This window comes from Micromonospora halophytica (genome assembly GCF_900090245.1).
GTDB classification, from domain to species: Bacteria; Actinomycetota; Actinomycetes; order Mycobacteriales; family Micromonosporaceae; genus Micromonospora; species Micromonospora halophytica.
This window is the reverse complement of the sequence record NZ_FMDN01000005.1, coordinates 330,270-354,022: the sequence shown is the minus strand read 5'-3', so window position 1 is coordinate 354,022 and position 23,753 is coordinate 330,270. Positions and strand designations below refer to the sequence as shown.

Annotated in this window: 21 protein-coding genes, 2 tRNA genes, 1 rRNA gene and 1 pseudogene; 9 read left to right on the top strand and 16 right to left on the bottom strand. The window is 71.8% G+C overall.

All coding sequences use genetic code 11. From position 1 onward, the window contains the following. Both GA0070560_RS10820 and GA0070560_RS10815 read right to left on the bottom strand, forming a co-directional pair. Positions 1-179 (bottom strand): 16S ribosomal RNA (locus tag GA0070560_RS10820); the annotation flags it as partial. 1,181 nt (positions 180-1,360) lie between these two features. After that, the gene (locus GA0070560_RS10815; RefSeq protein WP_091294429.1) at positions 1,361-1,624 is read right to left on the bottom strand and encodes an SCO4848 family membrane protein; all 264 of its coding nucleotides are present in this window, start codon (positions 1,622-1,624) and stop codon (positions 1,361-1,363) included. Between the two features lie 193 nt (positions 1,625-1,817). Between GA0070560_RS10815 and GA0070560_RS28650 the strand changes: the two genes are divergently transcribed. The 3 genes from GA0070560_RS28650 (at position 1,818) to argS (ending at position 5,150) form a co-directional block, all read left to right on the top strand. Next, a complete protein-coding gene (locus tag GA0070560_RS28650) occupies positions 1,818-1,988 on the top strand; it encodes a hypothetical protein (protein WP_170839355.1) in 171 nt (56 codons plus the stop codon). 96 nt (positions 1,989-2,084) lie between these two features. Continuing rightward, positions 2,085-3,143: a tryptophan--tRNA ligase gene (gene trpS / locus GA0070560_RS10810; protein WP_091294426.1), complete on the top strand. Its 1,059-nt coding sequence runs from the start codon at positions 2,085-2,087 to the stop codon at positions 3,141-3,143. Positions 3,144-3,431: 288 nt separating this feature from the next. Continuing rightward, entirely contained in the window at positions 3,432-5,150 is a 1,719-nt protein-coding gene (gene argS, locus GA0070560_RS10805; protein WP_091294424.1) for an arginine--tRNA ligase, read from the top strand. 43 nt (positions 5,151-5,193) lie between these two features. Here the strand turns inward: argS and GA0070560_RS10800 are convergent, their stop codons facing one another. Next, positions 5,194-5,556 (bottom strand): DsrE family protein, encoded by a 363-nt coding sequence (locus GA0070560_RS10800; protein WP_091294421.1) that lies wholly within the window; start codon positions 5,554-5,556, stop codon positions 5,194-5,196. A 116-nt stretch (positions 5,557-5,672) separates the two neighbouring features. On the opposite strand from GA0070560_RS10800, the gene GA0070560_RS10795 reads away from it, so the two are divergent. Together GA0070560_RS10795 and GA0070560_RS10790 are read left to right on the top strand one after the other, a co-directional pair. Beyond that, positions 5,673-6,365, top strand: coding sequence for a winged helix-turn-helix transcriptional regulator (locus GA0070560_RS10795; protein WP_170839354.1), 693 nt, complete (start codon positions 5,673-5,675; stop codon positions 6,363-6,365). A 332-nt stretch (positions 6,366-6,697) separates the two neighbouring features. Next, a complete protein-coding gene (locus GA0070560_RS10790) occupies positions 6,698-7,069 on the top strand; it encodes a VOC family protein (RefSeq protein WP_091294416.1) in 372 nt (123 codons plus the stop codon). A gap of 172 nt (positions 7,070-7,241) precedes the next feature. Here the strand turns inward: GA0070560_RS10790 and GA0070560_RS10785 are convergent, their stop codons facing one another. The 4 genes from GA0070560_RS10785 to GA0070560_RS10770 form a co-directional block, all read right to left on the bottom strand. Further along, positions 7,242-7,997 carry an SH3 domain-containing protein gene (locus tag GA0070560_RS10785; protein WP_245675458.1) on the bottom strand — a complete coding sequence of 252 codons (756 nt, stop codon included), beginning with the start codon at positions 7,995-7,997 and terminating at the stop codon, positions 7,242-7,244. Continuing rightward, positions 7,994-9,826: a C39 family peptidase gene (locus GA0070560_RS10780; RefSeq protein WP_139131476.1), complete on the bottom strand. Its 1,833-nt coding sequence runs from the start codon at positions 9,824-9,826 to the stop codon at positions 7,994-7,996. The genes GA0070560_RS10785 and GA0070560_RS10780 overlap by 4 nt, the downstream gene beginning before the upstream one ends. A gap of 65 nt (positions 9,827-9,891) precedes the next feature. Beyond that, entirely contained in the window at positions 9,892-10,539 is a 648-nt protein-coding gene (locus GA0070560_RS10775; protein ID WP_091294407.1) for a hypothetical protein, read from the bottom strand. Positions 10,540-10,560: 21 nt separating this feature from the next. Beyond that, positions 10,561-11,286, bottom strand: coding sequence for a hypothetical protein (locus tag GA0070560_RS10770; RefSeq protein ID WP_139131475.1), 726 nt, complete (start codon positions 11,284-11,286; stop codon positions 10,561-10,563). A gap of 92 nt (positions 11,287-11,378) precedes the next feature. Here GA0070560_RS10770 and GA0070560_RS10765 point away from each other — a divergent pair, with 92 nt between their 5' ends. Continuing rightward, positions 11,379-14,279, top strand: coding sequence for an AfsR/SARP family transcriptional regulator (locus GA0070560_RS10765; RefSeq protein WP_091294403.1), 2,901 nt, complete (start codon positions 11,379-11,381; stop codon positions 14,277-14,279). 76 nt (positions 14,280-14,355) lie between these two features. Here the strand turns inward: GA0070560_RS10765 and GA0070560_RS10760 are convergent, their stop codons facing one another. Then, positions 14,356-15,135: an SAM-dependent methyltransferase gene (locus GA0070560_RS10760; RefSeq protein WP_245675457.1), complete on the bottom strand. Its 780-nt coding sequence runs from the start codon at positions 15,133-15,135 to the stop codon at positions 14,356-14,358. A 140-nt stretch (positions 15,136-15,275) separates the two neighbouring features. On the opposite strand from GA0070560_RS10760, the gene coaD reads away from it, so the two are divergent. After that, positions 15,276-15,749 carry a pantetheine-phosphate adenylyltransferase gene (coaD, locus tag GA0070560_RS10755; protein ID WP_091294397.1) on the top strand — a complete coding sequence of 158 codons (474 nt, stop codon included), beginning with the start codon at positions 15,276-15,278 and terminating at the stop codon, positions 15,747-15,749. 325 nt (positions 15,750-16,074) lie between these two features. On the opposite strand, the gene GA0070560_RS10750 is transcribed toward coaD, so the two are convergent. The 6 genes and pseudogenes from GA0070560_RS10750 to GA0070560_RS10725 form a co-directional block, all read right to left on the bottom strand. After that, entirely contained in the window at positions 16,075-16,674 is a 600-nt protein-coding gene (locus GA0070560_RS10750; protein ID WP_139131474.1) for a hypothetical protein, read from the bottom strand. Between the two features lie 105 nt (positions 16,675-16,779). After that, positions 16,780-17,160 carry a YccF domain-containing protein gene (locus tag GA0070560_RS10745; protein WP_091294392.1) on the bottom strand — a complete coding sequence of 127 codons (381 nt, stop codon included), beginning with the start codon at positions 17,158-17,160 and terminating at the stop codon, positions 16,780-16,782. A gap of 136 nt (positions 17,161-17,296) precedes the next feature. Continuing rightward, positions 17,297-17,647: a hypothetical protein gene (locus GA0070560_RS10740; protein WP_091294389.1), complete on the bottom strand. Its 351-nt coding sequence runs from the start codon at positions 17,645-17,647 to the stop codon at positions 17,297-17,299. A 133-nt stretch (positions 17,648-17,780) separates the two neighbouring features. Further along, positions 17,781-18,026, bottom strand: a pseudogene (locus GA0070560_RS10735) (transposase); the annotation flags it as partial. Positions 18,027-18,245: 219 nt separating this feature from the next. Further along, positions 18,246-18,318, bottom strand: a tRNA-Arg gene (locus tag GA0070560_RS10730). Positions 18,319-18,353: 35 nt separating this feature from the next. Beyond that, positions 18,354-18,444: transfer RNA gene (locus tag GA0070560_RS10725), tRNA-Ser, on the bottom strand. Between the two features lie 894 nt (positions 18,445-19,338). On the opposite strand from GA0070560_RS10725, the gene GA0070560_RS10720 reads away from it, so the two are divergent. Next, the gene (locus GA0070560_RS10720) at positions 19,339-20,007 is read left to right on the top strand and encodes a hypothetical protein (RefSeq protein ID WP_211565800.1); all 669 of its coding nucleotides are present in this window, start codon (positions 19,339-19,341) and stop codon (positions 20,005-20,007) included. Positions 20,008-20,041: 34 nt separating this feature from the next. On the opposite strand, the gene GA0070560_RS10715 is transcribed toward GA0070560_RS10720, so the two are convergent. Beyond that, complete coding sequence (locus GA0070560_RS10715; protein WP_091294387.1) at positions 20,042-20,812, bottom strand: CPBP family intramembrane glutamic endopeptidase; 771 nt, start codon at positions 20,810-20,812, stop codon at positions 20,042-20,044. Positions 20,813-20,934: 122 nt separating this feature from the next. On the opposite strand from GA0070560_RS10715, the gene GA0070560_RS10710 reads away from it, so the two are divergent. Then, entirely contained in the window at positions 20,935-22,053 is a 1,119-nt protein-coding gene (locus GA0070560_RS10710; protein WP_091294384.1) for a globin domain-containing protein, read from the top strand. A gap of 101 nt (positions 22,054-22,154) precedes the next feature. Here GA0070560_RS10710 and GA0070560_RS10705 read toward each other — a convergent pair whose 3' ends face one another. Beyond that, positions 22,155-23,660 carry a peptide deformylase gene (locus GA0070560_RS10705; protein ID WP_091294382.1) on the bottom strand — a complete coding sequence of 502 codons (1,506 nt, stop codon included), beginning with the start codon at positions 23,658-23,660 and terminating at the stop codon, positions 22,155-22,157. Positions 23,661-23,753: the final 93 nt, after the last annotated feature.

Sequence of the window (23,753 nt, the reverse complement as noted above, 5' to 3'; positions counted from 1 at the left end):
GAGGTCATATTCGGTATTAGCCCCGGTTTCCCGGGGTTATCCCAAAGCCTAGGGCAGGTTGCTCACGTGTTACTCACCCGTTCGCCGCTCGAGTACCCCGAAGGGCCTTTCCGCTCGACTTGCATGTGTTAAGCACGCCGCCAGCGTTCGTCCTGAGCCAGGATCAAACTCTCCAACAAAAACTGTTGAAAACATGTCCTGACAACAAAAGTGTTGCCAAAGGAATCCCAACCAACAACCCTCCCGAAGAAGGATCACCAGTCCGGGGTATAAATCAAATTGGCACTGGCTTATCAAGCACCCTGTTGAGTTCTCAAAGAACAACCACACACCGCCCAGAAACCCCGCAACCGCGGAGCCCCCGACCCGGGGCATTTCGTCCCACCACCCGCCGCTCTCGCGGCGGGCACTTTTACTACCTTACCTCACCGTCTTCCCCGTGTCAACCGGTGTGTCCCGGTCTGTCACGCTTCGTACGGGTTGGCACCGCTGAGCACGCGCAGCAGCGAACCGCTACGCCTGATCATCGGATTTGGCAGACCGGCCGCTGCGGTGTCCCGCACGCTCGCCCGGTTCCCTGCCGGTCGACAACCTTACCCGGTCGGTCTCGCTCGTCCAAATCCGCCCTACGACGTTTCGGTCGAGCACCACCCGGACCGCGCCCGCCAGGAACTGCGTCCCTGTCTGACCCGGCTGCCAGCTCCGGTCCGGCATCTCGGGCTCTCGTCCCGTTTGCCCCGTTCCGCGCTGGCAGAGAGAAAGTTACGCGTCCGTGGGTTTGATCGTCAAATCGGCGGGTAGCGGCCCGCGTCACATCATTTTCATCGACCTATCTTGCCTGATCAGGCGGGTGGACGCGGAAGAACGGCCACCAAAGAGAGGCCCACGGACCTTGTGGCTGGGGTCCGATCGCCCTGACCGGGTCCTTGCCCGGCGGGAGGTCGCTGACGCCATGACAGTCCTGGTGAGTGGCGTGACCGGTCGCGTCGGCCGGCACGTCGCCGCCCGCGATCGCCGCCCTGGCCCTCGCCGAGGACGGACACGCCGGACGGGCGTCACCCCGACAGGGGCCAGGGCGCTCACCTACGCGGAGGCGGCGGAGATCCTCACTGCGGAGCTCGGCCGGCCGTTCCGCGAAGCACCGGGGCCGTCGCGAACCGACCGGCGCGTCGGTGGGTGCAGAGCCGAGCCGTGCCCCGGGGGGCTGGAGCGTGCCCGGTCACGGCCGTGGAGGTGCCCTGCGGGTTCACGACCGGGAATGTGCCGGCAGGGTCACGACCGACGAGCCGCCGGCAGTGCCACCGGCCGCGGACCGTGTGCCCTGGGCTGGCCCAGCTGCGCGGCGCCGGGAGGGGACCCGTCAGATGCCTGCGGCGTCACCGCGCCGGTGGGTGGCGCGCCAGCCCCGCACCCCGAGCAGGCCGACGGTGGTGCCGATGGCGAGCGACGCGGCGATGAGCAGGGCGTGCACCCAGAGGAAGCTGGTCGGAGTGCCCTCGCCGACGGTGCCGGCGGACCAGGCGCGCGGGTCGTTCCAGATCGCGACCGCGAACCTCGGCCAGATCACCCAGGTCCACACGCCGACACCGACGAGGAAGAGGGACCAACCGCGGGACAACACCATGGTCAGCGAGTATGCCAGCGGCCGAAGGCACCTCGCCCCGGGAAGACAGCCGGGCGACGTCAGAACCAGGGGTCGATGCCGCCGGCAGGCCGGACCGGGCCGCATGGACGCGCCGTTTCCCGCACCCGGCACCGGGGCAGGCTGACCGGACCGGAGTCCCCCACCGGCCGCGTCGCACGGCTACGGTGGGGGCATGGTCCGGCCGGTCGTCACCGTCCCGGAGGCCGTCGACGGTCTCCCGGGCGGTCATGTGCCATCCCCGACATCGACCAGCCCCGGCGACGGCCGGGAGCGGATCCTCGACGTGCTCCGTGCCAACGGGTCGCGGTTCCGCGCCGGCGCGCGATGGCGGTTCGCGCTCTGACGAGCTGACCCCCCCACGACCTCTGGGCGACGCCCCGGGTCGATCGCGCGCGCCTGCGCGTCCTCCACGTTCCCACGGCACGAAAGGCGTACCACCATGTCCGTTCCACGAATGCTCACCGGGGACCGCCCGACCGGACGGCTGCACCTGGGCCACTACGTCGGCAGCATCGCCAACCGGGTGAAGCTGCACCAGCGCTACGACAGCTACTTCATCATCGCCGACCTGCACATGCTGACCACCCGGAACACCCGGGAGGACATCGCCAAGGTCTCCGGCCACGCCCGCGAGATGGTCACCGACATCCTGGCCTGCGGCGTCGACCCGCAGCGCGCGACGTTCTACCTCCAGTCGGCGATCCCCGAGGTCGGCGACCTGAACACTCTCCTGCAGAACCTGGTGACCGTGCCCCGCCTGGAGCGGGTGCCGTCGGTGCGGGAGATGGCCCGCGACGCCGGCCGGGAGGAGATCCCGTACGGGCTGCTCGGCTATCCCGTCCTCCAGGCCGCCGACATCCTCTGCGTCAAGGCGCAGGTCGTGCCGGTCGGGAAGGACAACGCCGCGCACGTCGAGGTGACCCGGGAGATCGCCCGCCGCTTCAACCACCTCTACGGCGAGGTCTTCCCGGTGCCCGAGACGATCGCCTCGGCCACGCCCACCCTGGTCGGCACCGACGGGCAGGGGAAGATGAGCAAGAGCCGGGGCAACGCCATCTCGCTCGGCGACGACGCGGCGACCGTGCGCCGCAAGGTGATGGCGATGTACACCGACCCGGCCCGGGTCCGCGCGGACGTGCCGGGGACCGTCGAGGGCAACCCGGTCTTCGCGTTCCACGACGTGTTCAACCCGGACCGGGCGCAGGTCGAGGGTTTCAAGGCGCGCTACCGGGTTGGCCGGATCGGCGACGTCGAGGTCAAGGAGGCGCTGGTCGTCGCGCTCAACCGGTTCCTCGACCCGATCCGGGAGCGCCGCGCCCGGATCGAGGCCGACACCGGCCTGGTCGACCGGCTCATCGTCGAGGGCACCGAGCGGACCCGGGAGCGGGTCCGCGCCACGCTGGTCGAGGTCCGCCGGGCGATGGGCCTGACCGCGGCGTACCAGCAGGTCCGGCGTCGGGCCGAGCGGGCCCGCAAGGCCGCCGCCACGCCGGCCTGACGATCGGGTACGACCACCGGGCCGGCCGGTTACCGGGTGTCCCCGCCCCGGCCGGCCCGCTAGGCTGCCGGCATGACCAGCGCGACCGCTCAGGGCACCGGCACGTCGTACGACGTCCAGGTCGGTGCCCGGCGACGCCGGCGATCCGTCGCCCGCCCGCGCTGACCTGTTCCCTGCGACCGGCGGATCGAGCCGCCGGTCATCACCGATCGTCCCTCGGTCCGCCCACGTTCTCCCCCGTCATCAGACCCGCGTGACGGCGCGGGTCCGAGCGAGATCGGCGTACCCATGGATCTTGAAAGGCTGCTCTCCGACCGGCTGGCGCCCGCGTTCGCGACCGTGGCCGGCGGCCCGGTCGACCCCCTGGTGCGGCGGTCGCCGCGCGCGGACTTCCAGTCCGACGCGGCGCTGGCGCTGGCCCGGCGGCTCGGCCGCCCGCCGCGCGACATCGCCGACGAGGTGCTGCGGCACGCGGTGCTGGACGACGTGTGCGCGGCGGCGGAGGTCTCCGGCCCGGGCTTCGTCAACCTGACCGTGGCCGACGGGGCGCTGGTCAGGATGGTGGCCGCGCTGGCCGGCGACGACCGGCTCGGCGTGCCGGTGACCGGTACGCCGGAGACGGTGGTGGTCGACTACTCGGCGCCGAACGTGGCCAAGGAGATGCACGTCGGGCACCTGCGCTCCACGGTCATCGGCGACGCGGCGGTACGGCTGCTGGACTGGCTCGGGCACCGGGTGGTACGGGTCAACCACCTGGGCGACTGGGGGACCCCGTTCGGGATGCTGATCGAGCACCTGGTCGACCTCGGCGAGGCCGAGGCCGCCGAGGAACTGTCGATGGGTGACCTGGACTCGTTCTACAGGGCGGCCCGGGGCAAGTTCGACGCCGACGAGGCGTTCCGGGAGCGGTCCCGGCGTCGGGTCGTGGCGTTGCAGGGCGGCGACGAGCGGACGCGGCAGCTGTGGCGGCTGCTGGTGGAGCAGTCCGAGCGGTACTTCCTGACCGTGTACGACCTGCTCGACGTGACGCTGACCGGGGACGACTTCCGGGGAGAGAGTGCGTACGACGACCGCCTCGCCGGTGTCGTCGAGGACCTGGACGGCCTGGGGCTGCTGCGGGCCAGCGACGGCGCGGCGTGCGTCTTCCCACCCGGATTCGTCGGCCGCGACGGCGAGCCGCTGCCGCTGATCGTGCGCAAGAGCGACGGCGGTTTCGGCTACCCGGCCACCGACCTGGCGGCGCTGCGGCACCGCACCGGTGACCTCGGCGCGACCCGGCTGCTCTACGTCGTCGGGCTACCGCAGCGGCAGCACTTCGCGATGGTCTTCGCGGTGGCCGGGGCGGCCGGATGGCTGCGCCCGCCCGCGCGGGCCGAGCACCTCGGGTTCGGGTCGATCCTCGGCGCGGACGGGCGGATGCTGCGCAGCCGGGCCGGGGAGTCGGTGAAGCTGGTCGGACTCCTGGAGGAGGCGGTCGCCCGCGCCACCGAACTGGCCCTCGCCAAGGACCCGGGGTTGGACGCCGGGACGGCCGCCGAGATCGGCCGGGCCGTCGGCATCGGCGCGATCAAGTACGCCGACCTGGCCACCGACCGGGGCAAGGACTACGTGCTGGACTGGGAGCGGATGCTCTCCCTGGACGGCAACACCGCGCCCTACCTGCAGTACGCGTACTCGCGGATCCGGTCGGTGTTCCGGCGGGCCGGCGCGGCCGCACGGCCGGACGCGCCGGTGGTGCTGGCCGGGCCCGCGGAGCGGGCGCTCGCGGTCGAGCTGCTCGGCTTCGCCGCGGTGGTCGCCCAGGTGGAGCGGAGTCTGGAGTTCCACCACCTCGCCGGCTACCTGCACCGGCTGGCCACCACCTTCAGCGCGTTCTACGAACGCTGCCCGGTGCTGCGGGCCCCGGACGAGGTGCGGGAGAGCCGGCTGCTGCTGGCCGACCTGACCGCCCGGACGCTGCGGCAGGGACTGCACCTGCTCGGCATCCGGACGGTGGAACGGATGTGACCGCGCGGGGCAGCTGATCCCTCGGTCACGTCGGCCGGCCCGCTCAGTAGCTGAAGGTCGTCGCTCCGTCGCCGATCCACTCCCACATCTGGACCGTCCCACCGATCTCGGCGGACCCGATCAACTGGGCGTCGTCGAGGCCCTTGGCGTTGAAGCAGACCGAGCAGACCAGCAACCGTCCGCCCGCGTCCTGGTACCGGCGGACCAGGTCCGGCAACGGCGGGCAGCCGGCGCAGGCCACCCCGGTCGCGACGCCGCGCAGCGCGAGCCGGACAGCCTCCTTGGTCAGGAACATCAACGTCGGTCGTCCCTGTTCGGCAGCGCCGACCGCCACCAGGAACGCCACGGTGACCCGCTCGGCGTCCTCCAGGCCGGTGGTCAGGCTGACGACCGCTTTTCCAGGCATGTCACTCCTCCTCGAGCATGTTTCCGCGTCGTCCATGACGATGAGTGACCCACGGCCCGCCGACCGCTACGTTTTCTGTAGTGACGAATGCCCTTCGTCGCGGAAAGGCGGGCACCGTGAAGCGCTACGGTCAGTACTGCCCGGTGGCCCGGGCCGCCGAGATCCTCGCCGAACGCTGGACGCTGCTCGTCGTCCGTGAACTCCTCTGGGGCGAGGACCGGTTCAGTGCCATCGCCCGGGGCGTCCCCCGGATGTCGCCGTCACTGCTCGCCACGCGCCTGCGCGAGTTGCAGCGGACCGGTCTCGTGTGCCGGGAGATCGTCGACGGTGAGCCGCGCTACCGGCTGACGCCGGCCGGGCAGGAGCTGCGGCCGCTGCTGGAGCAGATGGGCGCGTGGGGCGCCCGGTGGATGCACGAGCTGCGGCCGGACGAGTTCGACCCCACGCTGCTGATGGTCGACATCAGGCGGGACTCGCAGCCGGCGCGGATGCCCGAGAAGGCGACCACCGTGCAGATCCACTTCCGGGACGCGCCGCCCGGTCAGCAACGGTGGTGGCTGGTCCTGTCCCGCGCCGGCGGGGCCGACGTGTGCGACACCGACCCGGGCTTCCCGATCAGCATCTGGCTGGAGACCGAGGTGTCGACGCTGACCCGCATCTGGATGGGCGACATGAGCTGGTCGGCCGCGCTGCGGCACGAACTGTTGAGCCTGGCCGGCGAAACGGCGGCCTGTCGCGCCCTGCCGGGCTGGCTCGACGCCAGCCCGTTCGCCGCCGTCGAGCGGGCACCGGTTCCGCTGCGCCGATGAGGCGGAGTCGGCGGCACGACTCTCCGCGCGTAGCGAAAGCACCAGCTGCGATTGCCCGGAGAATACGGAAACGATTCACCTCTCGCCTTCTCCGTGGTTGCCCCGTGTCGGAGAACGGTCCGCACTCACCGCAATCGGCGAGTGGCACCGGAGCCGACAGATGGCGGTATGGTCCATGTGGACGGTGCATGCCCCGCCGAGGCGCGAGCCACCCGGTTCGATAGGTGCGACGAAATCCCCTATGACGGCGGGCAATGCGTGTAGCGAGTCTCGTCGACCTGTTCTGTCTGTACCATGGGGACAGTCCCACTTTCCCCAATTTGGGAGTAATCATGACTGCAAACTTCCCGATGCACCTGGGCGGCGTCGTCATCGGCAGCAACGACCCGGACCGCCTGGCGGCCTGGTACCGGGCGGCGTTCCTGCCGGACGCGCCGGAGGGTTACGCCATCGAGTTCGCCGGAGGCCGGTGGATCTTCGCGCACCGGGACGACGTCGCGGCGCAGCCGGCCGAGCCCGGTCGGGTCATCCTCAACCTGTACGTGGAGGACATCCGCGCCGTGGAGAGCCACCTGGAAACGCTCGGGGTGACCTGGATCCGCAAGGTGGAGAAGGGCGGCCCCGGAATGATCGGCACCCTCGAGGACGCCGACGGCAACTACCTCCAGCTCGTCGAGGTCGGCGACACCGACACGGGCCACTGACGAGCGCACCTCGCCCGGATCGACCGCCCGGCCGGGGCGCGGACGCGACCGGCCCGTCGGCGGAGAGGCGCCGGGCTCGCTGTCGCACCCGCCGCGTCCGGTGCCGGCACCTCCGGTGTCGGCGATGACTCCGCGCCGGGGCAGAACAGCCCCGGCGCGGAGCATGGCGGCGTCAGCAGCTCGGTGCGACGGTGCCGGACGATCCGGTGTGGACGAATCCGTCGGAGACGAAACGCCCGTCGCCGATCTTGTCCCAGATGTCGGTCCAGTACTGGTAGACGTCGCTCCAGACGCGGGTGCCCCGGGTCTGGCAGATGATTCGCACGGTGGTGCCGTGGGCCACCGTGCCGACCAGGGCGTACGAGGTGCCCGGGCCGGCACGGACGTTCAGGGCGTCCCCACCGGTGTTCACGGTGCCGTAGACGCCGCCGCCGGACGCCGCCACGCCGTCGCGGGCCTCGGTCAGGTAGCTGCGGTAGGCGCCGTTGGTGTAGGTGGCCCACGCGCTCCATCCCGACCAGCCCCAGATGTCGTGGGCGGCGCGGGCGTTGCAGTAGACCTCGTAGGCGCAGGCGTCGGTGACCCAGGAGTGGTAGCAGTTGTTGATCTGCCACGCGCCCCGGTCCAGGGATCCGTTGGGGCAGCCGGACGTCGGGCCGTTGTAGCCCTGCGCCCCCGCGACGCACTGCGATTCCGCGAGGGCGACGGCGACCGAGATGACCAGGTTCTCGCCGGTCCAGCCGGCGGCCCGGGCGGCTCCGGCGCAGCGCACCGACCGGGTGGTGGCCTGGATGGTCGCCCCCTCTGCGCCCGGGGCGGCCTGTGCCGCCGGAATCCCCGCGCCGGACGGTGTCGGCACCGCGGCGGCGGCCGGGCCGCCGTACCCGATGCCGAGGGCGACCACCAGCGCGATCAGTCCACGGGTCATGCGGCCCATGCGTACCACCCCCGGATGTAGTCGAGTGTGTAGACGGTGTTCTTGCCGTCCCAGCTGCCGTCGGTGCCGGCGCCGTACGGATCGTTGACGTAGACGCGGCCGTCGTCGAGGTAGCCGGTGATCAGCCCGATGTGGCCGTACTGGCCGTAGGCGAAGTTGCCGCTGACCACCACCATCAGGTTGGCGTCGATCTTCGACTTGATCCACGACCAGGTGACGTTGCCGGTCTCGGCGACGGGGTAGCTCACGTGCCGGTCGAGGTAGTCGCCCATCCAGCGGTGGATGGTGCCCTGGCTCGGCGTCTCCACCAGCCAGCCGTACGCGCCCGCGAAGTAGTTCCAGTTCGGGTCCGGCGCCACCGCGTCGTAGGTGGTGCCGTAGGCGGTGTAGCTGTGGGTGATGTACCGCCCGTACGGCGACCAGTGCCGCGACGGCGTGCTGACGTAGTAGCCGTTGGGGTTGGCGAGCTGGTAGCCGGCGAGGTCCATCACCGCACTGGTCGGACCGCAGGCCGAGTTGCCGTTGAAGTTGTCGGCGGTGTCCCACAGCTGGTGGATGAAGGTCGAGCCGACGATCTTCGACTGGGTGCCGATGACGCCGGTGCCGTCGGCCACGCCGGACCGGCCGGTGGGGAACGCCGCCTTGGTCGACACGGTGGCGGCGGGAGCCGTGGTGGCGGCGGTGGCGTCGAGCTGCGCGGCGGCCACCGGTCGCGCCGGGTCCACCGCCTGGATGCCGTACCGGTCGGAGGTCAGGCGCGGCCACGGGCCGGCGAACCCGTCGAGGCGGTAGTGGGGTGTGATGCCCTCGACGACCCGGCGGGCGGTGGTCGCGGCCAGGTCCCGTACGTAGGTGCCGTTGAGCGCGTCGAGCCGTCGCAACGCCTGGGAACGGCCGGCCGCCTTCTCCGTCGTCGAGATGCATGCCTGGATGGTGTAGGCGACCCGGTCGCCGTCCGGGCTCCAGGCCGCCTCGCGGTAGGAGTCGCGGGTGCCGCCCGTACGGATCACCGGGGTGCCGTGCTCGTCGGCGAGCAGCAGGCTCGACGAGGTGCCGGCGCAGGGGTAGCTGTGGTCGGCGACGATGGCGCTGACCCGCTGCGCGCCGTCGATCCGCACCGTTCGGATGTCCCGGTAGACGACACCCTTCGCGGCGTCGCTGGTCAGCACCGTCCGGGCGGTACCGGTGGCCACATCGACCCGGGTCAGCGAGGGACCCGACGGCTCTCCCACGGCGCGGTGCGTGAGCAGTGCCGCGGCGCTGCCCTCACCCCAGCCGATCAGCTGCACGTCCGAGCCGTCGAGGTTGGCGACGACCCGGGTGGAACCGTCGTCGGGTTGGCGCAGTCGCAGTTGCCCGGACCGGTCGTCGGCCAGCACGTAGCCGAGCCGGCCGTCCTGCGTGTAGACGGCGGAGGTGACCCGGCCGGCGGCGATCCTGGTCAGCTGTCCGCTGCCGAGATCGAGGGAGAGCAGTTCCGTGCCGTGGCGGCCGTTGAAGTCACCGACGACCGCCGCGTGGCGTCCGCTGGGGCTGAGCGTGGCCCGTACGGAGTTGCCGGGGTCGCTGACCCGGACGGCGGCGCGGGCGACCCCGTCGACCACGATGTGGTAGCCGGCGGCGGACCGGACGGTGTGGAGGCCGGCGGTGGCCGGGTCGACCGCCGGTGTCGCCGTGGCGGGCCCGGCAGCGGCCGGCACGGTGCCGGCGAGGGCGGCCGCGACGGTGGCGACGCAGAGCCCGGCGCGCGCCGCCGGTCGGATGGCCGCACGTCGGGGGCGGATGTCTGGTGGGCGGTCGGGGCAGGTCAGTGGTTGCACGGTCCGCTCCTTCGGGTGGTTCCGGTCGGCCCCGGGGGGCCGCGTCGGGTGGGGACGGGTGATGTTCACGGGGCCTGCCGCTGGTCGGCCCGGACCAGGCCCAGCGCGGTGCGGAGGTGCCATGCCACGGTGGTGGTGTCGGCCAGTCGGCTCCGCCGGATGAGCAGTGCCGTGGAGACCGGCCACGTCACGTTCGCCTCCCGCATCAGCTCGGAGGTCGCCACGTCGGCCGGCCGGCCGGCGCCCAGGATCCGGTCTGCGGTGGAGTCGTCGAGGACGTAGACCCAGACGCGGTAGGCGCTCGGGGTCTCGGTCACGCCGGGGCCGGCCACCGTCGTGCGCTCGAACCGGTCCGGGAGCTTCGGCGCCGGGCAACCGAACTCCAGTGCCGTCGCCCGGGTGAACCGGGCCTTGCCGTAGGCGCCGGCCCAGTTCGGGTCCTCGCGGGCCTGGTCGAGGCCCGCGAGGAGGTCGGCGCGGACCGCTCGCGGATCGGCGCCGGCGGCGCCCGCCCCGGCCTCGACGCACATCCGCAGGGCCGTCCGGTCGGTGACGAGCAGTCCGCTGGTGGTGTCGAGGTGGGCGTGGTCGGCGTGGTCGTGGCCGCTGTCACGGTCGAGCACGGCCGCCACGGCCACCCCGGCGACCAGCGACGACGCGAGGCAGGCCGTCAGCAGGGTCAGCAGGCGGGTCCTGAGCGAACCTCGGGCCATCGGGGGACTCCCTTCGGTACGTCAGGCCATCACGTTCAGGACCGACTGGAAGTCGGACGGGCTGGGGTACCAGTTGGTCCAGTTGCCGCAGCCGTAGCCGACCACCGTGCTGTGCATGAGGCTCGGCGGGTTGCAGTTGCCGTTGTCGTCGGCGAGGCCGAAGACGTGGCCGAATTCGTGGTTGATGAAGCCGCGACCGACGTTGTCGAGGCGACCGCCCGAGCTGAAGACCAGGAAGACGTACGCCCACTGGCTGTCGTAGTGACCCTGGGCGGCGTCCCAGACCGGGTTGTCGTGCTCGACGCAGTTGTAGTAGCCGACCGGGGCTCCGCAGCGGGCGCTCCAGTCCCAGCCGTAGTGGACCTCGATCTCGATGGTGTTGCGGGTCGTGGCCGGGTACGAGCTGCAGTTGCTGTTGGTCGCCCACAGGTCGATGCGCCAGTTGCCCAGGCCGTCCCAGACCTTCCCGGCTCCCATCTCGGTCAGCGTCTGCTTGACGAAGGCGCGGGCGGAGCTGTGGCTGACCTTGGAGGTGTCGGTGGATTCGACGCAGAACTGCTCGTCGTTGGCGCCCGCCGAACTGCCGGACGTGGCGTAGTGCATGTTGTGCAGGTGTCGGGTGGAGGAGGGGTTGGGGTGCGAGGCGTGGGCGGGACCGGCCGGCGTCAGCAGCGCGGCCAGGAGCACGGCGGCCCACATCGCCGGCACCCACACCGGCAGCCGTCCCCCGGCATTTCGATCTGTCACGGGAGGATCTCCTTTCGCGGTTTCGAGGTGCGGTGCAGGTTTCCATCCGCCGTTCTATTTCTGGTATAGACAGGCGACTATGCTGGGACGGCATGAGTGGTCGGCTGACCTTCGGACTGCTCGGTCCGGTGCAGGTCTGGTCGGACGACCGGCCGGTCCCGGCCGGTCCGCCCCGGCAGCGGGCGGTGCTCGCCGCGCTGCTCCTGCACGCCAACCGGGTGACCCCCGTCGACGACATCGTCGATCTGCTCTGGGGCGACCAGCCGCCCCGCACCGCGCGCAAGAACGTCCAGCTCCACGTCTGGCGTCTGCGACAACTGGTGGGTGACCGGCTGGCGTCGGACCCGCCCGGCTACCGCCTCACCGTCGCCCCGGCGGAACTGGACGTGTCCCGGTTCGACGCCCTGCTGGAGTCGGGCCGCGCCGCGCTGCGGTCCGGTCTGGCCGAGAAGGCCGCCGCGCACTACCGGTCCGCGCTCGACCTGTGGCGTGGAGATCCGCTGGCCGACGTGGCCGGCCTGGGAGGCTTCAGCGCCAGCGTCGCGTGGCTGGACCGGCAGCGCGTGACCGCGTACGAGGAGTACGTCGACGTGGAACTCGACCTGGGGCGGCACCACGAGACGTTGGCCCTGCTCGACGAGCTCGTCGCGCGGCACCCACTGCACGAACGCTTCGCCGAGCAGCAGGTGATGACCCTGCACCACCTCGGACGGCGCGGTGAGGCCATCGACGCGTACCGGCGTTGCCGGCGGGCGTTGGCCGACGAGCTCAAGCTGGAGCCGGGTCCGGTGCTGCACCGGCTCGCCGAGCTGGCCCGTGAGCCGGGCCCGGCCGGCGCCGCTGCGCGCGGGCCGGTGGAGGCGGCCACCCGGCAGTTGCCGCACGCCGCGCCGGCGCTGGTCGGGCGGGACCGGGAACTCGCGGTGCTGCGCGACACGCTGGGGGGCGGGCCGGGGCGCGGTATGCCGCTGTGTGTCGTCAGCGGCCCGGCCGGGGTCGGCAAGTCCGCGTTGGCGGTGCAGGCGGCGCACCAGGTTGCCGATCGCTTTCCCGACGGGCAGCTCTACGTCGACCTTCGCGGCGCCACGCCCCGGATGGCCCCGCTGCCACCGTCGGAGGCGCTGGCCCGCTTCCTGCGGGTGCTCGGCGTGGCCGAGACGGCGATCCCCGCCGACCTGGCCGAGGCCTCGGCCGCACTGCGTTCACTGCTGGCCGACCGGCGGCTGCTGATGGTGCTCGACAACGCCCACGACGCCGTCCAGGTGCGGCCCCTGATCCCCGCCGGCGACGGATGCGCGGTCCTGGTGACCTCCCGCCGTCAGCTGGCCGACGTCGATGGCGCCACCCATCTGGAACTGGACGTGCTCGACGACGCCGACGCCGTCGAACTGCTCGGTCGCCTCGCCGGCGGCACCCGGGTGACCGCGGACGCCACCACCGCGGCCCGGCTCGTCCGCCGACTGGGTGGCCTGCCCCTGGCGATCCGGATCGCCGGCGCACGCCTGGCGGCCAGACCCACCTGGACGCTGGCGACGCTCGACGACCGCCTGCGCGACAAGCACCGCCGGCTGCACGAGCTGCGGCTGGGCGACATCGCGTTGCGCAGCAGCTTCCTGGTCAGCTACCAGCACCTGACACACCCGCTGGCACCGCGGCTGTTCGGGCTCCTCGGCGCCGTCGACGGCCCGGACGTCACCCCCGCGGTGGCCGCCGCACTGCTCGACGTCGACCGGGCGCAGGCGCTCGACGCGCTCGACGAACTGGTCGACGCGCGCCTGCTCGACGAGCCGGTACCGAACCGGTACACGATGCACGACCTGATCCGGCTCTTCGCCGGTGAGCGCGCCGAGCACGGGCCGGAACGGACGGCGGCCGTGCATCGCATGCTCGCGCACTACCTGGAGCGGACCCGGGACGCGCTGCGGCTGCTGCGTCCGGGCACCCGGGCGCCGGCGATCGACGGCCCGTCCCGCTTCGACGGCCCCGAGGAGGCGCTGGCCTGGCTGTGCGCCGAACGACCGAACCTCGTGGCGGCCGTCGTCCAGTCCGCCGGGTCGCCGGCCAGTGCGCGGACGAGCGTCGAACTGGCCGACAGCCTGTTCCTGTTCTTCGAGATGCGCGGCCACGTGGGCGATTGGATCACCGTCGACCGGGCCGGCATCGCCGCGGCCGAAACGCTGGGCGACCGGGTGGCCCAGGCCGGGCTGATGCACGACCTGGCGGTGGCGTACTTCCATCTGCACCGCACCGGGGAGGCGGCGGACCTGCTCCGGCGCAGCCTGGAGATCAGCCGCGCGGCGGGCGACGACGAGGGCCAGGCGCGGGCGCTCAACCAGCTCGGCGTCCTGCACGGCACGGCCGGTGAGTACGACCGGTCGGCCGAGTGTTTCAAGCGCAGCCTGGTGCTGCGTCAGCGGCTCGGCGACATCCGCTCCTGCGCCGCGACGAAGGGCAACATCGGCATGGCGTACCGTCTCGCCGGCCGCTACGAGGAGTCGATCCGCTTCTGCCGGGCCGCGGCACGGCTGGCCCGCCGCAGCGGCGCCCCCGAGATCGAGGCCAACGCGCTGGGCAATCTCGGCGAGATGCAGTGCCTGCTCGGCCGCTACCGCTCGGCGCTGCACTACCTGCGGCGCGGCCTTGCCGTGGCCGGGGTGCCGGTCAACGAACGCAACCGGGGTTCCATGATGGGCACCCTGGCTGAGGCCTGCCTCGGGGACGGGCAGGTCGGCCCGGCGATCCGGTACGCCGAACTGGCCGTGGAGGCGATGCGCCGGGCCGACTTCCGGCACGGGGAGGCGACGGCGCTACGCCGGCTCGGCCTGATGCTGTGTCAGCACGGCGACGCGGCTCGGGGGATCCAGCAGTTCCGGCTGGCCCTGGCGATCCTGACCGACGTGGGCAGCGCCGAGGCCGACGAGGTCCGGGCGCAACTGCGCTCCCGGCTCGCCCCCGGGAGGGCCGACGACGGCCGGCGGGTCGGCACGAGGTGACGCCCGTCCTCGGTCACCCGGAAGCGCCCGCTCGCAACACGCCCGATCGGCGAGATGAGAGCGAGGCCAGCCAAGATCAGATACGGCGTAGCGCCAGCGTGACGAAGCCCAGCACGTCGCGGTACCCGCGCAACCACTGATCGCGGTGCTCCCGGGCAACGGTGAGCGCCTCGGCAGCGTCTGGATGGCCGGGGTTGTCCAGCGCCCACCGGGTGAGCGAGCCGATCCACGACCATTCGTAGTCGTCCCACTCGGCGGCGTCGCTGACATGGGCGTACACCGGTGTCCAGCCGGCCTGCTCAGCAGCGTCGACCAGGCCGGCGAGGTCGGTGAGGTCCTCAGGCTTCGCATTGAGCGCCGCGAGTGCCTCTGGAGTCGGCGGGACTTGCCAGAATCCCTCACCGACCATGAGGATGCCGTCGGCATTCACGTGCCGACCGGCCAACTCCAGCGTCTTGTCGAACCCGCCGAACGCGTGTGTCGAGCCGACACACAGCACCAGGTCGTAGTCGCCGTCCGGCACGTACGTCCGGGCGTCACGCTCGTGCAGTGTGAGCCGGTCGGCGAGGCCGCGTTCGGCGGCGGCGCTGGCGGCACGTTCGAGGGCGTACGGGTTGACGTCCACGCCGTCCGCGCGCCCGTCCGGGTGGTGAGCGAGGGCCTGCAGCGCCCAGGCCCCCTCTCCGCAGCCGAGGTCGAGGATACGAGCAGCCGGCTGGCGGTCCGCTCGGCGCAGAAGGCGGTTGAGGTTGACACCGAAGATCGGGGCCGCGATCGGGTGGTGCGAGTGCGCGATGCTGCTGAGCCATTGACGATCCACCGCCGAAGTCAACACGAATCCGGTCGACGCCCGCACCCGGGTTGTCATGCCACGCGCGGTCGGCGGCAGATCAGGATGTCGGCGGTGGTCGGCGGTGACGACAAGGCCCAAAGTCGGGTCGGCACATGTACGGCTGGGATGATCCTGGCCATGTGGTTGGAGTCGCGGTGACAGCCATGTCGGATCGTGGAGTGGCGCCGGCACACGGTTCGTTGGCGGTCTATCCCGGTACGTTCGATCCGTTCACCGCGGGGCACCGCGACCTAGTGGCCCGTGCCCGGGTGATGTTCGACCAGATCATCGTGTTGCTGGCGGTGAACGCCGACAAGCGACCAACCGCCGAGGCCACGACCAGGGCCGTACGTGTGCGCGACGCCATGCCGGCAGCTTGGGGCAATGTCGAGGTGGACACCTGGACCGGCCTGACCACCGCCTACTGCCTGCGCCGCGGCGCCACGGTCATCGTCCGCGGCCTACGGACGGCCGCGGATCTTCGTCACGAGCACCAGCTCGCTGCGATGAACGAGCAACTCGGCATTCAGACCGTCTGGTTGCCGTCCCGTCCGCAGCTGGCCGCCACGTCGTCCACGGTCGCACGCGCATACCGCTCGGCACAGTCGGCCCGTCCGTCCCCGAACGCTGAAGAGTGACGCTCAGGCATCCCGACCATGATCCAGACCAGCCGACACGCGGACGCACTGCTCAACACGGACCCGGCAGCGCCAGATTCCAGATCCAGGGAAGAGCTGTCCCGGAACATAGCAGCAATCAAGGCCATATCCGGCGTTTCCGCTGGCTATGGCCTTGATTGTGAAGTGCGCCCGGAGGGACTCGAACCCCTAACCTTCTGATCCGTAGTCCGAACCCATCAGATGCTCCCTACGCTGCGTAAAGGCATGTGATCCGCGCTTCCTCGGCCGCCTCACGAATGAGGTGGACCGAGGCGCCTCACGCGTGCCCACCGCGCGTCCTTCATCACGCCGGCACGCCGGAGACGGCGTCCGCGACGTTGCCCTGGTAGCAGGTCGTCGTGGAGGTTCTGGGGGCGGTCACCGCCGGGCCGTAGACGACGTACCGCTGGCCGGTCTGCGCGTTGCGGCACTGGATCTGGACCCGGTAGGTACCGGTGTCGCACTGGGCGCTGCCGCGGCCGTAGTAGTGATTGCTGCCTTCGTGGACCCACTCCGCCCAGGAGACGCAACCGGTGACACCGGTCGTCGGCAGCGGATCGTCGACGGGGTACACGCCCTCGGCGACGTTGCCGCTGTAGCAGGTCGCGGTGGCGGTGCCGGGAGCGTTCACCGCGTACCCGCCGTAGACGACGTATCCCACGCCGGTCTGGAGGTTGCGGCACTGGAGCTTGACCTTGTAGCGGCCGCTGGCGCACTGCACGTTGCCCCGGCCGTAGTAGTAGCTGTTGCTGCCGCCCTGCACCCATTCCACCCAGGTCGTGCAGCCGGAAGCTGCGGCCTGGGCGCTCGGGTCGATCCGGGCGGTCGCGCTGGCGGGGGTCGGCGCGGTCACGACGGAAAGGCCGAGAACTGCCGCCACCGCCCACGCGCGCGAATGCGTCATCGCACTTGCCTCCCAACAAGAGGTAGAAGGCCGCCGATCATACCGACGCGAGGGAAGACCGTGAAGAAGGTCCACGGAACGGGGAGCTCAACGCGGCTGCCGCTTTCATGGTGCGTCGATGACCTCGCGGCCGAGGGGCCAGAACGCGGCGGGGACGAGCTTGAAGTTGGCGATCCCGAACGGGATGCCGATGATCGTGAGGCAGAGCGTGATGCCGGCGATGATGTGGGACAGGGCCAGCCACCAGCCGGCGAGTACCACCCAGAGGACGTTGGCCAGCCCGGAGGCGATCCCGGTGCCGGGCTTGGGCACGACGGTGCGGCCGAACGGCCACAGGGAGTAGACGGCCAGGCGCAGCGACGCGACGCCGAACGGGATCGTGACGACCAACAGGAAGCAGATCAGCGCGGCGATGCCGTAGCCGGCGGCGAGGACGATGCCGCCGCCGAAGATGAGCCACAGCACGTTGAGCACGAACCGGATCATGTCTCTGAGCATGACCGCCCGGCGCAACCCGGAGGGCACTGCCGACAGCGAGCGCCGGACCGGTCGCGACGAGTCACATGAACCTCGACCTCGACCAAGCCCGCGGCACTCCCGCAATCATCGTCCCACCGGGGAATCAACCCTTCTTGGTCTTCGGGTAGATGTTGGAGTCGCGGACCTCGTCGTGGGAGAAGACGTGGACGATCCCGCCGAACTGAGTGTCGGTGAAGTACTGGCCTGCCCGATCGTTGGCCTCGAACTCGATATCCACCCGCTGGCCGGTCTGCGGGTCGACGCAGGACAGGTCGATGTCACCGTCGCTGCCCCGAACAAGCTTCTCGCAACGGTGACGCTCGATGAAGGTATCGAAGTCCGTCGGCTCGCTACCGCCACAACCGGCGAGACCGACAGCCGTGGCGGCGCCCAGGGTTAGCAGGCCAACGAAACGACGCGCGGGGCGAGAACGACGGAGACGGGCGTTACTCATGGGAAGCTTGCAACTCCTCATCCGATGACGGTTACAACCCTGACGCTGCTCGCAACCCGGCAGTCCGGGCACGAGGAAGTCAACGATACCCTTGGTCCACTAGGGACCTTGCCGGGGAATCTGAGGCCCTGTCCCCGGCCGTGGTGTCGCTGCGTTTCACCTGCTCGACGTCGATGCCGTTCACCGCGCCGTGGATCTGCACGTCGTCGTTGAACCCGGCGTCGACCCACGCCTTGGTCACCGTCGGGGTGTGCGCGAGGACGTTGTCCAGCAGTTGCACGCCGATCGCGTTGTCGGTGACCGACGCGGCGGTGACCACCACCACGATGATCAACCCGAGGGCGTCCACCGCCAAGCCCCGTTCACGGCCCGGCACCTTCGTCAACGGCGGCCGACATCGGCCACGCGCCACGTACCGACATCCCGACCACGACCCAGGCCAGGCGATACACAAACGCACTGGTCACCACCGACCGGCACGGACCCCACTGAAACAGCACAGTGACCAGATCCCAAACCTTGGGGACATCCGTCCCCATGCGCAGAAGTAATCAAGGCCGCGACCCGCGTTTCCGCTGGCCACGGCCTTGATCGTTTGTGCGCCCGAAGGGACTCGAACCCCTAACCTTCTGATCCGTAGTCAGATGCTCTATCCGTTGAGCTACGGGCGCTTGTGCTCGGCCAGTCTACACGACCGGTTTTCGCGCGGAGACTCCGGGATTCGAACCCGGGAGGGGCTTTAAGACCCCAACCGCATTAGCAGTGCGGCGCCATAGACCAGACTAGGCGAAGTCTCCCAGATGGCCTCTGCAGACCACCGGGGCTGAGGATACAGGGCCCGCCCCCACCGGGGCAAAGCGACTATCGCGGGGGACGTGTTTCCACCGTGTGCCAGGTCACGTTCGCGACTACGCTCCATCGACATGCAGGAGCAGACGCCGAGCGATCCGCCCCACCGCGACGCCTCCGGGGGCGCCCGCCGCCGGCCCCCGAAGGCGGCCTTCACCCCGCCGCCGACCTCGGCGAAGGAACCGTCCGCCACGGAGGATCCGGCACCCCGGGCGGGCTCGGGGAAGGCTCGACCGGCGAAGACGGCACCGGCCGTGCTGTTCCAACCGCCGGCGGCCGAAGGGACGCCACCCCGGACGGCCGGTCGGTCGGCTGCCGCCCCCGCCGACACGTCCGACCCGCCGTCGGAGGCCGCCGCCGGGCCGGAGCCGGGAACAGCCGGGGACGGGACGCGACCCGCCGGCTCCGGCACGGGTACGGCCGAGGTGACAAGGGGCACATCCGAAGGTCGACGGGCGGCCTCGACACGGAGGCCGACCGCACCGCCGGATGGGGCGGGGCAGGTCAGCACCACGAGGTCGGGCCGGATCCGGGCCGCCGGCGAGGCGGGACAGACACGACAGGACGCCGCTGGGGCAGCACCGCGGGAGGGTGCCGCGGAGGAGCAGGGCGGCACCACGAGGACACCGGCGCAACGTGAGCCCGACCCGGCGGAGGCGGCGACGAGCCCCGCTCCCCGGAGGACCGCACCCGCGAAGAAGGCCGCCCCGGCCGCGCGAGCCACCGCTGCCAGAACCACCTCCGCGACGAAGAAGGCCACCCCGAAGAAGGCGACACCGAAGAAGGCGGCGCCGAGGAAGACCACCGCGTCGGAGCAGCCGTCCACGCCCGGGCGCACGACGGTGGTGCCGCCGGACGGGCCGTCGAGGCGTACCCGTGAGCTGGACCTGGCCGGGATCCGGAGCCGGCTGGTGGCGCACCCGGGTTTCGCCCCCGAACTGCTCGCCCTGGCGGCCGTGGAGGGCATCGGTCCGCACGCCCGCGACTGGGCGCGCGGGCTGCGTGAGGCGTACCCGGACGCGGGTCCGGACGGGCTGGCCCGGCTGGCCACCCGCCGGTTCGTCCGGGTGGCCGGGGCGGGCGGGGCCACCTCGGCGCTGGCCGGCCTGTTCGCGCCGGTGGCGGAACTGGCGGTGGTGCTGTGGAGCCAGGCCGCGCTGGTGCTGCATGTGGCGGCGGCCTACGGCCGGGATCCGCTGGACGCCGAACGGGCCGTGGAGCTGCTGGTACTGACCCAGGTGCACCCGGACGCGGACAGCGCGCGTACCGCGCTGGCGGCGGCCCGGGCGGCGGACGGGCCGGGGGGCCGACCGTGGCCGCGCGCGGCGGAGGCGGCGTGGCGGTTGGCGGCGCCGCTGGCGGCGCAGGTCGGCGGCTGGGCCGCGTTGCGGCTGGCGTCCCGGTTGTTGCCGGGGGCGGCGGTGCTGGCCGCGGCGGCGGGTGACGCGGCCGCGGCGCAGCGGCTGGCGGCCCGGGCGACGGCCGCCTACCGGCCGGTCAGGGCCAGCTGAGCAACTGCCCAGGTAGCGCGGGGAGACCGACCTGTCAGAGCCAGCTGAGCCACTCCTTCGGTGCCAGCGTGTAGCCGACGAAGGCGACCACGTCGAGCAGGGTGTGCGCCACGATCAGCGGCATCACCCGCCGGGTGCGCAGGTAGAAGAGGCTGAACACGACGCCCATCACCGCGTTGCCGACGAAGGCGCCGAAGCCCTGGTAGAGGTGGTAGGAGCCGCGTAGCAGGGCGCTCGCCGCGATGATCGCGCCGAGCCGCCACTGGAGCTGACGCAGCCGGGTGACCAGGTACCCGACCACGATCACCTCCTCCAGCACGGCGTTCTGCGCGGCGGCGAGGAGCAGCACCGGCACCGCCCACCAGAGGTCGGGCAGGCCGGCGGGGACCAGCTTCGCGTTGACGCCGAGCTGCGCGGCGGCCCAGAACAGCGCCAGGCCGGGCAGGCCGATCAGTGCCGCCAGGCCGGCGCCCCGGGCCAGGTCGGAGCCGGGCCGCCGCAGGTCCACGCCGAGGGTCCGCGCCGGGTCGCCGGGGTCCCGCGCCAGCAGGTGTACGGCGAGCAGCACCGGCAGCAGCGCGAAGGAGATCCCGAGCAGCTGGTACGTCAGGTCCAGCCAGGGCCGGGGCTCCTTGGACGTGTTCAGCGCGGCGGTCTGGGCGGAGAGCGGTCCGGCGGTCAGCGCGGCGGCGAGGGAGACCATCGCGTAGACGGCCGACTTGCCCAGCGAGACGCCGAGGACCAGCACGGTCTCGGTGCCGAGGACCCGTCGGGAGGTGGGGCGGGTGAGCTGGTCGACGGTCACCGCACCACTGTGCCCGACAGTTAGGGCCGGGCGGGAGTGGTCGCACAGTCTGTGCGACCGGCGTGCACGCTCCGTGGACATTCTGTGCTGGCCCGATCCGCCGTCAGGAGGAGGAGCGCCCCGTGCACGACTTCGCACGACTGCTGAAGGAGAGCTGGACCCTGGTCGAGGAGGACCGGGAGCGGCTGAGCGGTCACTTCTACGCCCGGCTGTTCCTCCTCGACCCCGGGTTGCGCAAGCTCTTCCCGGTGGAGATGACCGGCCAGGGCAACCGGATCCTGGACGCCATCGTCACCGCCACGCAGGTGGTGGGCGACCCGGAGAGCTTCGAGGAGTACCTGCGCTCGCTGGGCCGCGACCACCGGAAGTACCACGTGGACGCGGCGCACTACGAGACGATGGGCGTCGCCCTGCTGGACGCGCTGCGCAGCATCGCCGGCGACGGCTGGAACCTGGAGTACGACCAGGCCTGGCGGGACGCGTACGCGGCGATCACCGAGAAGATGCTGGCCGGCGCGGCGGCCGACGAGAACCCGCCGTACTGGCACGCCGAGGTGCTCACCCACGAACGGCACGGGCCGGACACGGCGGTGCTGACCGTCCGCGCCCTGCAGCATCCGCTGTCCTGGAAGGCCGGGCAGTACGTCAGCGTCGAGGTGCCCCGGCACCTGCCCCGGGTGTGGCGGACGTACTCGGTGGCGAACGCCCCGAACGACGACAACGTGCTGGAGTTCCACGTCCGTACGCCGGCCGGCGCGGGTTGGGTGTCGGGGGCGCTGGTGCGCCGGACGAGGCCCGGCGACCTGATCCGGGTGGCCGCGCCGATGGGCTCGATGACGCTGGACCGCGACTCGACCCGGGACATCCTCTGTGTCGCGGGCGGGGTCGGGCTGGCCCCGGTCAAGGCGCTGGTGGAGGAGTTGACCGTCGGGAACCGGACCCGCTGGGTGCACGTCTTCTACGGCGCACGCAACTGCGCGGAGCTGTACGGTCTGGCCGGCCTGGAGGAGCTGGTCGCCGCGCACCCCTGGCTGTCGGTGACCCCCGCGTGCAGCGACGACCCGGATTTCGACGGCGAGCAGGGCGACATCTCCGACGTGGTGACCCGGTACGGCCCGTGGACGGCGCACGACTGCTACGTCTCCGGTTCGGCCCCGATGGTCCGGGCGACCCTACGGGCGCTCGCCGAGGACGACGTCCCACCCCCGCACATCCGGTACGACACGTTCGGCAACCTGTAGCGACTTTCCTCCCCCGAAAGCCGGGTCGCGTGCCTCCGCCCCCTGGGGCACGCGACCCGGTCCCTCCTGACGGCGTCCCGCACCTGCCCCGCCGGACTCCGTCACGGGCCGGTCTCGCGGTACTCCTCGACGGGGACCAGCGGCACGCCGGGCGCCATCCGGTCGGTGTAGAGCCGCCCCTGCAGGTGGTCGACCTCGTGCGCGACCAGTCGGGCCATCCCGTACGCGAACGAGGTGATGATCCGGCTGCCGTCCCAGCGGGCGTGTTCCACGTCCACCCGCAGCGGCCGGGGGACCAGCCCCCGGTGGTCGGCGAAGGAGAGGCAGCCCTCGTACTGCTCCTCGGTGTCCGGGCTGGCGTCGACCACGCGGGGGTTGAGCAGCACCACCGGCGCGGCGGTCCGGTCTGCGGGGCGTACCACGGCAGCGGCGGCGTCGATGCCGACCTGCGGGGCGGCCAACCCCATCCCCGCGCTGAACGGGTGCAGCTCGTCGACCCGGGTCAGCAGGGCGGTGAGCCGGTCCACCACGTCCCGGGCGGCGGCGGCCTCCCGGGGCAGGTCGAAGGTACGGGCGGGGCGGCGCAGCAGGTCCGCGTCGCGGGGCAGCACGCCGAGGGCGCGCAGCCGGTCGCCGGCCCGGGCTGCGGCCAGCGCCCGATCCGCGTCGGCGGGCTCGCTGCGGAACCGCCACTGGAGGCGGTAGCGGGAGTTGAGCGGCGGGTCGTCGATGGACCAGTCGAAGACCGCCCGGTCGCCGCGGTCGTGCCGGCGTACGGGGGTGCGCAGCGGGCCCTCGTCGGCGGAGAGTGAGGTCTCCACGCCCCAGACCCGGGGGTCGAGCGCCGTCGGCAGGTCCAGCCGCACCGCCAGGTGGCGGGTGGGCAGGCGGACGGCCCGCTGGAACCAGGGGCCCCACTTCTCCCGTCCGACGTGGTACGCGTACTCGATCTCGGCGCGCTCGCCGGGGTGCAGCGGGAAGAGGCCGTCGGCGTTCTCGAAGAGCAGCCAGATCTCCTTGTACGCGTCCCGGTCGTGTTTGGCCCGCCAGTGCATCGGCTCGCGGCGGCCGCCGTCGTCCCGGTACGCCCGCAGTCGCAGCTCGGCGAAGGTGAGCGGATGCTCGCGGTGGTGCCGGTTGGAGCGCCCCGGGTCGTCGGGCCACCGGTCGACGGCCACCCGGACCAGGTGGCGGGTGACCGGTTCGGCGCCGACGTTGTGCAGTTGCCGGCGGACCAGGCAGCGGTAGCCGTCGTCGGTGTGGGTGAGGGTGGCGGTCTCGCGCTCGACGACCAGGCCGGTGCCCGGGGGGAGCCATTGCCCGGGCGGCGGCAGTTCCCGGTGCACGGGCGCGGCCCTGGCCTGGCGGAGCTGGTCGTACTCCCGGAAGCGCTGCCAGATCGCGCCGCTGGCGTCGAGGGCGGCCTCGGCGCGGCGGGCGAAGTCCTCGGTGGGTCGGTGTCGTCGTCCCTCGACGTGGCTGACGTACGACGGGTCGAAGCCCATCATGGTGGCGAGCTGCTTCTTGGAGAGTCCTCGCCCCGTCCGGTGCCGGGCCAACTCGGCGGCGAAGGACTCGGCGGCCCGCTCCAGGGGGGAGGTCGTCATCAGCTTCCTCACGGCCGGGACGACAAGTCTTCACGTTGGACCACCCACACCGCACCTCAACTGGCGCTTTGCCGACATTTGGCTTGACATCGC

What these genes read in the sequence shown, in the direction of transcription:
- GA0070560_RS10815 (WP_091294429.1), bottom strand. Translation starts at nt 1,624, where the DNA reads ATGGTGTTGTCCCGCGGTTGGTCCCTCTTCCTCGTCGGTGTCGGCGTG.
- GA0070560_RS28650 (WP_170839355.1), top strand. Translation starts at nt 1,818, where the DNA reads ATGGTCCGGCCGGTCGTCACCGTCCCGGAGGCCGTCGACGGTCTCCCG.
- trpS (WP_091294426.1), top strand. Translation starts at nt 2,085, where the DNA reads ATGTCCGTTCCACGAATGCTCACCGGGGACCGCCCGACCGGACGGCTG.
- argS (WP_091294424.1), top strand. Translation starts at nt 3,432, where the DNA reads ATGGATCTTGAAAGGCTGCTCTCCGACCGGCTGGCGCCCGCGTTCGCG.
- GA0070560_RS10800 (WP_091294421.1), bottom strand. Translation starts at nt 5,556, where the DNA reads ATGCCTGGAAAAGCGGTCGTCAGCCTGACCACCGGCCTGGAGGACGCC.
- GA0070560_RS10790 (WP_091294416.1), top strand. Translation starts at nt 6,698, where the DNA reads ATGACTGCAAACTTCCCGATGCACCTGGGCGGCGTCGTCATCGGCAGC.
- GA0070560_RS10785 (WP_245675458.1), bottom strand. Translation starts at nt 7,997, where the DNA reads ATGACCCGTGGACTGATCGCGCTGGTGGTCGCCCTCGGCATCGGGTAC.
- GA0070560_RS10775 (WP_091294407.1), bottom strand. Translation starts at nt 10,539, where the DNA reads ATGGCCCGAGGTTCGCTCAGGACCCGCCTGCTGACCCTGCTGACGGCC.
- GA0070560_RS10765 (WP_091294403.1), top strand. Translation starts at nt 11,379, where the DNA reads ATGAGTGGTCGGCTGACCTTCGGACTGCTCGGTCCGGTGCAGGTCTGG.
- coaD (WP_091294397.1), top strand. Translation starts at nt 15,276, where the DNA reads ATGTCGGATCGTGGAGTGGCGCCGGCACACGGTTCGTTGGCGGTCTAT.
- GA0070560_RS10750 (WP_139131474.1), bottom strand. Translation starts at nt 16,674, where the DNA reads ATGACGCATTCGCGCGCGTGGGCGGTGGCGGCAGTTCTCGGCCTTTCC.
- GA0070560_RS10745 (WP_091294392.1), bottom strand. Translation starts at nt 17,160, where the DNA reads ATGATCCGGTTCGTGCTCAACGTGCTGTGGCTCATCTTCGGCGGCGGC.
- GA0070560_RS10740 (WP_091294389.1), bottom strand. Translation starts at nt 17,647, where the DNA reads ATGAGTAACGCCCGTCTCCGTCGTTCTCGCCCCGCGCGTCGTTTCGTT.
- GA0070560_RS10705 (WP_091294382.1), bottom strand. Translation starts at nt 23,660, where the DNA reads ATGACGACCTCCCCCCTGGAGCGGGCCGCCGAGTCCTTCGCCGCCGAG.